Annotated in this window: 11 protein-coding genes; 2 read left to right on the top strand and 9 right to left on the bottom strand. The window is 68.6% G+C overall.

Features of this window, described 5'->3' with window-relative positions; all coding sequences use genetic code 11:
* Positions 1-360: 360 nt before the first annotated feature.
* The 3 genes from ACZ32T_RS17040 to thyX all read right to left on the bottom strand — a co-directional run bounded on the left by ACZ32T_RS17040 (position 361) and on the right by thyX (position 3,965).
* Positions 361-2,046 carry a ribonuclease J gene (locus ACZ32T_RS17040; protein ID WP_467273967.1) on the bottom strand — a complete coding sequence of 562 codons (1,686 nt, stop codon included), beginning with the start codon at positions 2,044-2,046 and terminating at the stop codon, positions 361-363.
* 130 nt (positions 2,047-2,176) lie between these two features.
* Positions 2,177-3,076 carry a 4-hydroxy-tetrahydrodipicolinate synthase gene (gene dapA / locus ACZ32T_RS17045; protein WP_356713748.1) on the bottom strand — a complete coding sequence of 300 codons (900 nt, stop codon included), beginning with the start codon at positions 3,074-3,076 and terminating at the stop codon, positions 2,177-2,179.
* A 151-nt stretch (positions 3,077-3,227) separates the two neighbouring features.
* Positions 3,228-3,965, bottom strand: a complete 738-nt coding sequence (thyX, locus tag ACZ32T_RS17050; protein ID WP_467273965.1) for an FAD-dependent thymidylate synthase — start codon at positions 3,963-3,965, stop codon at positions 3,228-3,230.
* A gap of 175 nt (positions 3,966-4,140) precedes the next feature.
* On the opposite strand from thyX, the gene ACZ32T_RS17055 reads away from it, so the two are divergent.
* Positions 4,141-4,380: a hypothetical protein gene (locus ACZ32T_RS17055; protein WP_356713746.1), complete on the top strand. Its 240-nt coding sequence runs from the start codon at positions 4,141-4,143 to the stop codon at positions 4,378-4,380.
* Between the two features lie 93 nt (positions 4,381-4,473).
* Positions 4,474-5,025 (top strand): hypothetical protein, encoded by a 552-nt coding sequence (locus ACZ32T_RS17060; protein WP_467273963.1) that lies wholly within the window; start codon positions 4,474-4,476, stop codon positions 5,023-5,025.
* 55 nt (positions 5,026-5,080) lie between these two features.
* Here the strand turns inward: ACZ32T_RS17060 and ACZ32T_RS17065 are convergent, their stop codons facing one another.
* The 6 genes from ACZ32T_RS17065 to eccD all read right to left on the bottom strand — a co-directional run bounded on the left by ACZ32T_RS17065 (position 5,081) and on the right by eccD (position 12,154).
* Positions 5,081-5,533 (bottom strand): tetratricopeptide repeat protein, encoded by a 453-nt coding sequence (locus ACZ32T_RS17065; protein WP_104789520.1) that lies wholly within the window; start codon positions 5,531-5,533, stop codon positions 5,081-5,083.
* 14 nt (positions 5,534-5,547) lie between these two features.
* The gene (gene dapB, locus ACZ32T_RS17070; protein WP_467273960.1) at positions 5,548-6,300 is read right to left on the bottom strand and encodes a 4-hydroxy-tetrahydrodipicolinate reductase; all 753 of its coding nucleotides are present in this window, start codon (positions 6,298-6,300) and stop codon (positions 5,548-5,550) included.
* 12 nt (positions 6,301-6,312) lie between these two features.
* Positions 6,313-7,704, bottom strand: a complete 1,392-nt coding sequence (locus tag ACZ32T_RS17075; RefSeq protein ID WP_467273958.1) for a M16 family metallopeptidase — start codon at positions 7,702-7,704, stop codon at positions 6,313-6,315.
* Positions 7,701-9,914: a polyribonucleotide nucleotidyltransferase gene (locus tag ACZ32T_RS17080; protein ID WP_467273973.1), complete on the bottom strand. Its 2,214-nt coding sequence runs from the start codon at positions 9,912-9,914 to the stop codon at positions 7,701-7,703. The genes ACZ32T_RS17075 and ACZ32T_RS17080 overlap by 4 nt, the downstream gene beginning before the upstream one ends.
* Before the next feature lie 270 nt (positions 9,915-10,184).
* On the bottom strand, positions 10,185-10,475 hold the full coding sequence (rpsO, locus tag ACZ32T_RS17085; RefSeq protein ID WP_003965855.1) for a 30S ribosomal protein S15: 291 nt from the start codon (positions 10,473-10,475) through the stop codon (positions 10,185-10,187).
* Between the two features lie 176 nt (positions 10,476-10,651).
* Entirely contained in the window at positions 10,652-12,154 is a 1,503-nt protein-coding gene (gene eccD / locus ACZ32T_RS17090) for a type VII secretion integral membrane protein EccD (protein WP_467273956.1), read from the bottom strand.
* Positions 12,155-12,400: the final 246 nt, after the last annotated feature.

Consider the following 12,400-nt stretch of genomic DNA (forward strand, 5'->3'; position numbering starts at 1 on the left):
ACTCTATCAGACTCTTTCGTGTCCGATTCCCGGCCGAAGCGGGTTCCTGCTCAATCGCTTTCCAGTTCTTCGCTTTCGCGTTTCCCTTTCCGGCGTTTCCAACTTTACCAGACTCTTTTCCGTTCCGTTTCCGGTCCGAATTTGATTCCGGTGGCCTGTGGAGTGGCCTTTGCCTTTCGGCGGATCCGACTTTATCAGAGATTCTGAGTCGGATTTCCCGCCCCAGCGAAGGGCTCCCAGCGCACGGATGCGCGGGGTGCTTCCCGTTCAGGCGGAACCGCAAACGTACTGGAGCGGGGCGCCTCGATGCAAATCGAGGCGCCCCGCTCCTGGTCGGTGGCCTGAAGGCGGCCGTACCCGTCAGACCTCGACGACGACCGGAAGGATCATCGGACGCCGGCGGTAGGTGTCCGACACCCACTTGCCCACCACGCGCCGCACGAGCTGCTGGAGCTGGTGAGGCTCCATCACCCCGTCCTGCGCCGACTTGTTCAGGGCGTCCTCGACCTTGGGCACCACCGCGGTGAACGCACCGTCGTCGATACCGGAGCCGCGGGCCTGGATGTGCGGGCCGCCCACGATCTTGCCGGACGAACTGTCGACCACGATGAAGACCGAGATGATCCCCTCGTCACCGAGGATGCGGCGGTCCTTCAGCGACGTCTCGGTGACATCGCCGACGGAGAGACCGTCCACGTACACGTAGCCGGCCTGAACCTTGCCGACGATCTTCGCCCTGCCGTCGACGAGGTCGACGACGACGCCGTCCTCGGCGATGACGATGTGGTCCTTCGGCACACCGGTCAGCGCACCCAGCTCGGCGTTGGCCCTGAGGTGGCGCCACTCGCCGTGCACCGGCATCAGGTTCTTCGGCTTGCAGATGTTGTAGAAGTACAACAGCTCGCCGGCCGAGGCATGGCCCGAGACGTGGACCTTGGCGTTGCCCTTGTGGACGACGTTCGCACCCCAGCGGGTCAGACCGTTGATCACGCGGTAGACCGCGTTCTCGTTGCCGGGGATCAGCGACGACGCCAGGATCACCGTGTCGCCCGGGACGATCCGGATCTGGTGATCGCGGTTCGCCATACGGGAGAGGGCCGCCATCGGCTCGCCCTGGGAGCCCGTGCAGACCAGCACGACCTCGTCGTCGGGCAGGTCGTCGAGGGTCTTGACGTCGACGACCAGACCCGCGGGCACCTTCAGATAGCCCAGATCCCGGGCGATCCCCATGTTGCGGACCATGGACCGTCCGACGAAGGCGACCCTGCGGCCGTATTCGTGAGCGGCGTCCAGGATCTGCTGGATGCGGTGGACGTGGCTGGCGAAGCTGGCCACGATGATGCGCTTCTGCGCGTTGGCGAACACCGTACGCAGGACGTTGGAGATGTCCTTCTCCGGCGGGACGAATCCAGGGACCTCGGCGTTCGTCGAGTCGGAGAGAAGAAGGTCGATGCCTTCCTCGCTCAGCCGGGCGAAGGCGTGCAGGTCGGTGAGACGGCCGTCCAGCGGGAGCTGGTCCATCTTGAAGTCACCGGTCACGACGGCCATGCCCGCAGGGGTGCGGATGGCGACCGCGAGGGCGTCCGGGATGGAGTGGTTGACGGCGATGAACTCGCAGTCGAACACACCGATGCGCTCACGCTGTCCCTCGATCACCTCAAGGGTGTAGGGACGGATCCGGTGCTCCTGGAGCTTGGCCTCGATGAGCGCGAGGGTCAGCTTGGAGCCGATGAGCGGGATGTCCGGCTTGAGCCGGAGCAGATAAGGGACGGCACCGATGTGGTCCTCGTGGCCGTGCGTGAGGACGATGCCCTCGATGTCGTCCAGGCGGTCCCGGATGGTGGTGAAGTCCGGAAGGATCAGGTCGATGCCGGGCTGCTCCTCCTCCGGGAAGAGCACGCCGCAGTCGACGATGAGCAGGCGGCCGCCGTACTCGAAGACCGTCATGTTGCGGCCGATCTCGCCCAGGCCGCCCAGCGGGGTGACCCGCAGGCCGCCCTTGGGGAGCTTCGGCGGGGTACCGAGTTCAGGATGCGGATGACTCAAAAGACTCTCCTTACCACGCGCGCCACGTACCGCTGAGGGCACGTGGCGCGCATGTCATTCGTGCACTTGCTGTTGTCAGGTGGTGTTACCGCCGCGAGTGTCCTCGCGTATTCAGTTGTGAAGTCCGTGGTCAGAGCTGTACCCCACCGGCAGCCAGATCGATCTTGAGCTGGGCCGTCTCCTGTGCGGTGAGTTCCACGAGGGGGAGGCGCAGCGGGCCGGCGGGGAGGCCCTGGAGGGTGAGCGCGGCCTTGGTGGTGATCACGCCCTGGGTGCGGAACATCCCGGTGAAGACCGGGAGCAGCTTCTGGTGGATCTCCGTGGCCTTCTGGACGTCGCCGCCGAGGTGGGCCTCGATGAGCGCGCGCAGTTCCGGCGTGGCGACATGGCCGACGACGGAGACGAAACCGACGGCGCCGACCGAGAGGAGCGGGAGGTTGAGCATGTCGTCGCCGGAGTACCAGGCGAGGCCGGACTGGGCGATGGCCCAGCTGGAACGGCCCAGATCTCCCTTGGCGTCCTTGTTGGCGACGATCCGGGGGTGCTCGGCGAGGCGTACGAGCGTCTCTGTGTCGATCGGCACACCGCTGCGGCCCGGAATGTCGTACAGCATGACCGGGAGCTCCGTGGAGTCCGCGATGGCGCCGAAGTGGCGGAGGAGACCCTCCTGCGGCGGCTTGTTGTAGTACGGCGTCACCGCGAGGAGGCCGTGGGCACCGCTGCGCTCGGCGGTACGTGCCAGCTCGATGCTGTGCCGGGTGTCGTTGGTGCCGACGCCGGCGACGACGTGGGCCCGGTCTCCCACAGCTTCCAGCACAGCCCGTACGAGCTGGTCTTTCTCCGCGTCGCTGGTGGTCGGGGACTCGCCCGTGGTGCCGTTGACGACCAGGCCGTCGTTGCCTGCGTCCACCAGATGGGCGGCGAGCCGCTGGGCGCCGTCGAGGTCGAGAGCGCCGTCCGCCGTGAACGGCGTGACCATAGCGGTGAGGACCCTCCCGAAGGGGGTCTGCGGAGTGGAGATCGGAGCCATGGGTAACACGCTACTCGTTGCTCGGAGCGCCGCGCTCCCTCGGGGGACGAGGAAGAGGAGCCCGGCACTGCCTGCTCGGGGGTTCAAGCAGTGCCGGGTCCGTTTGATCAGCCTAGATGAACTTTACGAAACGCCGCAATACGGACACCGCCTACGGGGCTACCCGTCCGTTTTTGTTGAAGGCGGCATGAGTGAGCGGCATCAGGTTCTGCCAGTGCTGTTCCATCTGCTCGCCGACCATTTCGATCTCCCGCTGCGGGAAGGACGGCACCTTGGCCAGTTCGTGCTGTGTACGCAGGCCGAGGAAGTGCATCAGCGAGCGGGCGTTGCAGGTGGCGTACATCGTGGAGAACAGGCCGACGGGGAGCACCGCCCGTGCGACCTCGCGGGCCACCCCGGCGGCGAGCATCTCCTGGTAGGCGTCGTATGCCTGGCGGTACGACGCCTCCATGGCACGGCTGGTGAGCTCGTGCTGCTCCGGGGTTCCCTCGACGAATTCGTACTTGCCGGGGCGGCCCTGCTGGATGAGCTTGCGCGACTCGCCCGGGACGTAGAAGACCGGCTCGAGCTCCCTGTAACGGCCCGATTCCTCGTTGTACGACCAGCCCACGCGATGCCGCATGAACTCACGGAACACGAAGATCGGGGCGCTGATGAAGAAGGTCATCGAGTTGTGCTCGAACGGGCTGCCGTGCCGGTCCCGCATCAGATAGTTGATGAGCCCCTTGGACCGCTCGGGGTCCTTGGTCACCTCTTCCAGGGACTGCTCCCCCGCCGTCGACACGCGGGCTGCGAAGAGCACGTCGGAGTCGGCGGCAGCCGATTTCACCAGGTCAACGGTGACATCGCTGCGGAAGTGGGCTTTCGTGGGCTCGGGGGTGTCGGTCACCGGCGGGGGTCCTTCCAATGGCGTCGCTCGGGCGGCGTCCACTCTACGGGCCCCGGGGACGGCCTCCGTCAGCGGGAAATTCTGGACCGGTTCGGCGATTCGGGGCACCGATGGGGCCTCTCGTACGTCTGACTGATTAGCAGCACCCGTCACAGAGTTCAAGGAGAGTTTCCTCATGTTCCGCCGGCGTGAATCCGTCCCGTTCTCGTTCGTTGCCGAGGCCGACCGGTTCCGCAGTAATGTCACTCCGCCTCCCCGCCGCCGCGCCAGCCGCTCCCAGCTGGCCGCTCACTCCCTCGTAGGGCTGACGCTGATCGCCGGCTTCGCCGGTTCGCTGCTCTTCGGCCTGCCCGCTCTCGACACCGACCGGACGCCGTCGCACAGCCAGACGTCCGAGGCCGCGCGGCACCGCTGACCCGTACGGGCCCCCTGGGGTGGTCGGCCGGGGGGCCGCTCGGTAGCCTCACCGGGCACAGCAATCGAGCGTGCTTGTGAGTGAGGATCAGTCGTGCCCCTGCCCTTCCTGACGGCCGACCGCGCATTCGACGCGGAAGCGGAGGACATCGCGCTGCCGTTCGACGACCATGACAGCTGGCGGCGGCCCTACCGCCCCGGCCCGTGGCGGGTCGCGGCGGCAGCCACCCTGCTGCTGCTGGCGTCCTTCGTCCTGCTGGCCGCGGTGATCATCACGTTCGCCGGATCTCTGTCCGGTGCCTCGCTGTGTTTCGCACTCGCCGCCGTGATGATCGCGTGTGCGCTGCGGCTGCTCCGGGTCGGTGCCTGGGTCAGCCGGCACGGCGTGCGCCGGGTGGGCTTCTTCCTCACGACCACCGTCCGTTGGAACGACGCCGCAGCCGTGCGCACGGTGCAGCAGCCGGTCAAGTGGCTCGGTCTCCCGCGCACCGTCCAGGGACAGGCCCTGGTCGTGGTGCGTAAGGGCGGCGAGTCGCTGGCGCCGCTGGTCACCGACCACAACGCGGACTTCCTGGCCCGGCCCGAGGCGTTCGAGCGTGCCACGGACTCCATCGAGGCCTGGGGCGACGAATACCGCACCCCCTGACGGAAGGGGCCCTCGGGGGCCCGCCAGGACACCTACAAGCCGGTACGGCGCCAGGTCAGGCGCGTACCGGCTTGTTCGTGTGCAGGGCGATGGCGCGCTGCATGGCCTTGCGGGCGCGGGGGGTGTCCCTCGCGTCCTGGTAGGCCACCGCCAGCCGGAACCAGCAGCGCCAGTCGTCCGGGCTGTCCTCGGTCTCCTCCCGGCGCCGCGCGAAGACGGCGTCGGCGGAGTCCCGGTCGATACGCCCGGAGGGGGTGCGCACCAGCTCGTCGACGGGGAGGCCGCCCTCCGCGTCCAGTTCGGCGGCCAGGGCGTTGGCCCTGCGTACGAACTGGGTGTTCTTCCAGAGGAACCAGATGCCGATCACCGGCAGGATCAGCACGGCCACGCCGAAGGTGACCGTGAGCAGCGTGCCGTGCTCGATGAGCAGGACGCCGCGGCTGCCGGCGAGGACGAAGTAGAAGACCAGCACGGCGGCGGTGACGACGTAGGTGAGCTTTGCGCGCATGGGGTTGGGCCCAGTCAGTTCAGGTCGAGGAAGTGTTCCAGGCCGAAGGTGAGGCCGGGAGTGGTCACCACGCGGCGGGTGCCGAGCAGGATGCCCGGCATGAAGCTGCTGTGGTGCAGCGAGTCGTGGCGCAGGGTGAGGGTCTCGCCCTCACCGCCCAGCAGGACCTCCTGGTGGGCGAGGAGGCCGCGGAGCCGGACCGAGTGGACCGGGACCCCGTCGACGTCCGCGCCGCGGGCTCCGTCCAGCGCGGTGGCGGTGGCGTCGGGCTGCGGCGCCGCTCCGGCCTTCTTCCGGGCCGCCGCGATGAGCTGGGCGGTGCGGGTGGCCGTGCCGGAGGGCGCGTCGGCCTTGTTCGGGTGGTGGAGCTCGATGACCTCGACGGATTCGAAGTAGCGGGCGGCCTGCTCCGCGAACTTCATCGTGAGGACCGCGCCGATGGAGAAGTTCGGCGCGATGAGCACACCGGTCTCGGGGGAGGCGGAGAGCCAGGTGTTCAGCTGCGCGAGCCGTTCGTCGGTCCAGCCGGTGGTGCCGACGACCGCGTGGATCCCGTGCCGGACGCAGAAGTCGAGGTTGTCCATCACCGACGCGGGTGTGGTCAGCTCGACGACCGCCTGGGCGCCGCTGTCCGTGAGGGCGTCCAGCGAGTCGCCGCGGCCGAGTGCGGCCACCAGCTCCATGTCGTCGGCGGCCTCCACGGCTCGTACCGCCTCGGAACCGATGCGTCCCTTGGCGCCGAGAACGGCCACGCGCAGCTTGCTCATGTGTTCTTTTCCTTACGGGGTGGTGAGAGAGACCGCTTCCTGGAGGCGGTCGGCCTGCTTGTCCTTCAGCGGGCCGATGACCGAGAGCGAGGGCCGCTGGCCGAGGACGTCGGCCGCGACGGCCCGGACCTCGTCGGGGGTGACCGCCGCGATCTTCGCCAGCATGTCATCCACGGACATCTGTTCGCCCCAGCAGAGCTCGCTCTTGCCGATGCGGTTCATGAGCGCGCCGGTGTCCTCCAGTCCGAGGACGGTGGACCCCGCGAGCTGTCCGACGGCGCGGCTGATCTCCTCGTCGCCGAGGCCGTCCGTCGCCGCGCGGTCGAGCTCGTCGCGGCAGATCTTGAGGACGTCGTGCACCTGGCTGGGGCGGCAGCCCGCGTACACGCCGAAGAGCCCGCAGTCGGCGAAGCCCGAGGTGTACGAGTACACGCTGTAGGCCAGACCGCGCTTCTCCCGTACCTCCTGGAAGAGGCGGGAGCTCATGCCGCCGCCGAGGGCGGTGTTCAGGACGCCGAGTGCCCAGCGGCGCTCGTCGGTCCTGGCCAGGCCGGGCATGCCGAGCACGACATGGGCCTGCTCGGTCTTGCGGTTCAGCAGTTCGACGCGGCCGTTGGCGCGCAGCGTGCGGGAGCCTGCGCGGGGCGCGGTGGGGACGGCGTCGGTGCGGCCCAGGGCGCCGGCGCGCTCGAACGCCTTGCGGACCTGGCGTACGACCGTGGCGTGGTCGACGTTGCCGGCGGCGGCGACGACCAGGTGCGTGGGGTCGTAGTGCTTCTTGTAGAAGCGGGCGATCTGCCCCCGGTCCAGGGCGTTGATCGTGTCGACGGTGCCGAGCACGGGGCGGCCCAGCGGGGTGTCACCGAGCATCGTGTGCGCGAACAGGTCGTGCACGCAGTCGCCCGGATCGTCCTCCGTCATCGCGATCTCCTCGAGGATGACGCCGCGCTCGGCGTCCACGTCCTCGGGGGCGATCAGGGAGCCGGTCAGCATGTCGCAGACGACATCGATGGCCAGCGGCAGATCGGTGTCCAGGACCCGCGCGTAGTAGCAGGTGTACTCCTTCGCCGTGAAGGCGTTCATCTCGCCGCCGACCGCGTCGATCGCGGACGAGATGTCGAGGGCACTGCGCTTGGCCGTGCCCTTGAAGAGGAGGTGTTCGAGGTAGTGCGTCGCGCCGTTCAGGCTGGGCGTCTCGTCGCGGGAACCGACGTTGGCCCAGATCCCGAAGGTGGCGGAGCGTACGGAGGGCAGCGTCTCGGTGACGATCCGGAGCCCGCCCGGGAGGACGGTGCGGCGGACGGTCCCGATGCCGTTGCTGCCCTTGAGAAGCGTTTGGGTACGGGCGACGGCCCGCGCCTCCGAGGAGGTGCGGGCCGTCGTCACGGAACTACGGGACGTCACTTGTCGGTGTCGTCCTTCTTCTCGTCTTCTTCACCCTCGATGACGGGGATGAGGGAGAGCTTGCCGCGGGAGTCGATCTCCGCGATCTCGACCTGGACCTTGGCGCCGACGCCGAGCACGTCCTCGACGTTCTCCACGCGCTTGCCACCGGCGAGCTTGCGGATCTGCGAGATGTGCAGCAGACCGTCCTTGCCGGGCATCAGGGAGACGAACGCACCGAAGGTGGTGGTCTTGACGACCGTACCCAGGTAGCGCTCGCCGACCTCCGGCATGGTCGGGTTGGCGATGGCGTTGATCGTGGCGCGGGCGGCCTCGGCCTGCGAGCCCTGCTGGGCACCGATGTAGATGGTGCCGTCGTCCTCGATCGTGATGTCGGCGCCGGTGTCCTCCTGGATCTGGTTGATCATCTTGCCCTTGGGGCCGATGACCTCACCGATCTTGTCCACCGGGATCTTGACGGTGATGATCCGCGGGGCGTTCGGGGACATCTCGTCCGGGACGTCGATGGCCTCGTTCATGACGTCCAGGATGTGCAGACGCGCGTCACGGGCCTGCTTCAGCGCGGCGGCCAGGACCGAGGCGGGGATGCCGTCGAGCTTGGTGTCGAGCTGGAGCGCGGTCACGAACTGCTTCGTACCGGCGACCTTGAAGTCCATGTCGCCGAAGGCGTCCTCCGCACCGAGGATGTCGGTGAGGGCGACGTAGTGCGTCTTGCCGTCGATCTCCTGCGAGATCAGGCCCATGGCGATACCGGCGACGGCGGCCTTGAGGGGCACACCGGCGTTCAGCAGCGACATGGTGGAGGCGCAGACCGAACCCATGGACGTCGAGCCGTTGGAGCCCAGCGCCTCGGAGACCTGGCGGATCGCGTAGGGGAACTCCTCGCGCGACGGCAGCACCGGCACGATGGCGCGCTCGGCGAGCGCGCCGTGGCCGATCTCGCGGCGCTTGGGCGAGCCCACGCGGCCGGTCTCACCGACGGAGTACGGCGGGAAGTTGTAGTTGTGCATGTAGCGCTTGCGGGTCACCGGGGAGAGGGTGTCCAGCTGCTGCTCCATGCGGAGCATGTTGAGGGTGGTGACGCCCAGGATCTGGGTCTCGCCACGCTCGAACAGTGCCGAGCCGTGCACGCGCGGGATGGCCTCGACCTCGGCGGCGAGCGTACGGATGTCCGTGACGCCGCGGCCGTCGATGCGGACCTTGTCCTTGATGACGCGCTCGCGGACCAGCTTCTTGGTCAGCGCGCGGTAGGCACCGGAGATCTCCTTCTCGCGGCCCTCGAAGGCCGGGAGGAGCTTCTCGCCCGCGATCTCCTTGATGCGGTCGAGCTCCGCCTCGCGCTCCTGCTTGCCGGCGATGGTGAGCGCCTTGGCGAGCTCGGTGCTGACGGCCTTGGAGAGCGCCTCCAGGACGTCGTCCTGGTAGTCGAGGAAGACCGGGAACTCGCCGGTGGGCTTGGCGGCCTTGGCGGCGAGGTCGGACTGGGCCTTGCAGAGCGCCTTGATGAAGGGCTTCGCGGCTTCCAGACCGGCGGCGACGACCTCTTCGGTCGGGGCCTCGGCGCCGTCCTTGACGAGCTGGATGGTCTTCTCGGTGGCCTCGGCCTCGACCATCATGATCGCGACGTCGCCGTCCTCGAGGACGCGACCGGCGACGACCATGTCGAAGACGGCGTCCTCGAGCTCGGTGTGCGTCGGGAAGGCGACCCACTGGCCCTTGATCAGGGCGACGCGGGTGGCGCCGATCGGGCCGGAGAAGGGCAGGCCCGCCAGGATCGTGGAAGCGGAGGCGGCGTTGATCGCGACCACGTCGTACAGGTGGTCGGGGTTGAGCGCCATGATCGTCTCGACGATCTGGATCTCGTTACGCAGGCCCTTGGTGAAGGAGGGGCGCAGCGGGCGGTCGATCAGGCGGCAGGTGAGGATCGCGTCCTCGGAGGGCCGGCCCTCACGGCGGAAGAAGGAGCCGGGGATCTTGCCGGCCGCGTACTGCCGCTCCTCGACGTCCACCGTGAGGGGGAAGAAGTCGAGGTTGTCCTTGGGCCGCTTGGAAGCGGTGGTGGCCGACAGCACCATGGTGTCGTCGTCCAGGTACGCGACGGCGGAGCCTGCGGCCTGCTTGGCCAGGCGGCCCGTCTCGAAGCGGATGGTGCGGGTGCCGAAGGTTCCGTTGTCGATAACGGCCTCGGCGTAGTGGGTCTCGTTCTCCACTAGTGATTTCTCCATACTCGTCGTCTTTCGTCCTGGCGCCCGTGTGGCGCAGGACGGTGCGGAGAAGCGCACCGTGTGTGCGGGGCCGGTCTTCGATCGAAGCTCCCGGGCGTTGTCCCGGGGGCCACTACCGAGGACCGGCGGCGGCCGTGGGGCGCCTCTCCTCGTCTGGTGTTGTACGTCCAGGTTACTGAGCCGGGGCCCGGTAGCGCACGTACGGCAAAGGGAGCGGTCCCCTGGAAGTGGGTACCGCTCCCTTCGACAGCGTCTTTACTTGGCGCCGCCGGCCGCGCCACGGCGGATGCCGAGGCGGTCGACGAGCGCACGGAAGCGCTGGATGTCCTTCTTGGCGAGGTACTGCAGGAGGCGGCGACGCTGGCCGACCAGGATCAGCAGACCACGACGGGAGTGGTGGTCGTGCTTGTGCGTCTTGAGGTGCTCCGTCAGGTCCGAGATCCGGCGGGAGAGCATGGCGACCTGGACCTCGGGGGATCCGGTGTCACCCTCCTTCTGGGCGAACTCGGACATGATCTGCTTCTTCGTAGCGGCGTCGAGCGGCACGCGTACTCCTCTTGATGTTCGATGCGCCCACGAGTGCCCCTGGTCTTGATCTCAGGGGAGCTTCCATGACTCGGAGGCGAAGGTCCGATGAGCGCAGCCCCCAGGATGATCCGGGGACGCGTACACAAACGGCCACTGGTCAGAGTACCAGTCCCCCGGGGCGCCTCTGACGGGCGTCAGCTGGTGAGCGCCCGGATCGAGTGGTAGACGTCGAAAACGGCCAGGCACAGCGGCAGCAGCGTCAGGAGTACGCACGCCTCGGCGACCTCCAGGAAGCGCCCCCAGAACGGGGTGACCCCCTTGCGCGGCACGATCAGGCCGATGGCGGTGATCAGCGCGGCGACGCCCGCGACCGCGGCTGTGAGCCAGATCGTACGGATGTCGAGTCCCGCGCTGTCACCCTTGAGCGCGTTCAGGAACAGCTCGGCCGGCGGGTTGAGCGAGAGCCCGAGACCGAGGAGCACGAGCGCGGAGAGACCCGCTCCGAGGGCGCAGCCGACCTGGGCCGTGTAGCGGAACAGGTGGGCGCGCATCAGCATCGCGACCCCGGTGGCGAGCGCCAGCAGCTGGCCCCAGACGCTGTCCGAGAAGCCCAGCACCGCGGCTGCGCCCACGGCGACCAGCGCGCATCCGCCGACCAGACCGAGGAGCAGTTCGTGGCCGCGCCGGGCCTGGGCGGCGATGCGGTCGGCATCCACGGGGCCCTGCGGGGCCGGGTCGGAGGTCCCGTAGTCGCCGACGGTGGTGCGGGGAGGCTCGAAGCCGATCGGGAGACGGGCGAAGCGGGTGGAGAGCCCGGGCAGGAAGCCGAGGAGCCCGACGGCGAGGGGCGCGCAGACGGCCGCGGTCTCGGACGGCGCCATGCCGGTCATGATCGCGATGAAGGTCACCAGAACGCCGATGGCCGAGGCGAACACGAACGCGACGAAGGTTCCGTCACCCTCGGGAGCGGCGATCATGAGGATCACCGACACCACCAGGACGGCGGCACAGGCGAGCAGGAACTGGAGCCTGCCGATGCCCTGGCCCTGGCTGAGCGAGAGGAGCCCGGCGCCGGCGACCGCCGCGTTGGCGAGTGCGCCGATACCCAGGGCGATGGAGGACCCGCGGTCCGCGTAGACACGCGCGCGTACGCACGCCAGCGCGAGAAGGAGCAGGGCGGTGACGCCGGCCAGGATGCCCGGCAGGCCGTGCATGTCGTGCCGGACGTCGGAGGTCCACAGTACGAAGCCGAGCAGGACCAGCAGGACGGAGCCGCCGAAGAGGCCGGCCGAGCGCATCAGGGTGTCACCCCAGAGGGTGCGGTCCTTGGCGACGGCTGTGGCGACGGCGTCGGAGACGTCGTCGAAGACCGCGGGGGGCAGCGACTCCGAGAAGGGACGCAGGGACAGCAGCTCGCCGTCGAGGACGCGCAGTCCTGCCAGTGTGCGTCCGCTGTCGAGCACGGTGCCGTCACGGCGCACCAGGTGGTAGCCGACCGGGGCGCCCTGGGCGGGGCTCTGCCCCGACAGCCGGAGGATCTCCGGGTAGAGGTCGGCGACGGGGATGTCCTCGGGCAGCGCCACGTCGACGCGGCTGTCGGGCGCGACGACCGTGACCCGGCAGAAGCCGGTTCCGTTGCCGGCCGGAATTCCGGGACCCGGCCGACCGGATCCGGTCGCCGCCGTTTGGGCCGTCATAGTCACCTGCTGCTCCCCCTCATGCTTCTCCTGGACTCCCTCTGCGACGCACCCTCGGACCACGGGCTCCAGCCGCGTCCCGAATGACCCATTTTTTTGCGGTAGTTAGCGGATGCGTACACGCGTCGCGACACCCTACCGCCCTCGGGTCGCCGGGTACGCCAGTAGGATCCTCCCGCGGACGGAACCCGTCGCCACGGGGGCGCCGATAGGAACAGTTCCGTCCGGCAAGGGAATTGGTGAGCT

The sequence above is a fragment of the Streptomyces sp. NPDC023573 genome, from assembly GCF_055559735.1.

Bases quoted from the DNA above. Each gene is read 5' to 3' on its own strand.
- dapA (WP_356713748.1), bottom strand. From the start codon at position 3,076: ATGGCTCCGATCTCCACTCCGCAGACCCCCTTCGGGAGGGTCCTCACC.
- ACZ32T_RS17055 (WP_356713746.1), top strand. From the start codon at position 4,141: ATGTTCCGCCGGCGTGAATCCGTCCCGTTCTCGTTCGTTGCCGAGGCC.
- dapB (WP_467273960.1), bottom strand. From the start codon at position 6,300: ATGAGCAAGCTGCGCGTGGCCGTTCTCGGCGCCAAGGGACGCATCGGT.
- ACZ32T_RS17065 (WP_104789520.1), bottom strand. From the start codon at position 5,533: ATGCGCGCAAAGCTCACCTACGTCGTCACCGCCGCCGTGCTGGTCTTC.
- eccD (WP_467273956.1), bottom strand. From the start codon at position 12,154: ATGACGGCCCAAACGGCGGCGACCGGATCCGGTCGGCCGGGTCCCGGA.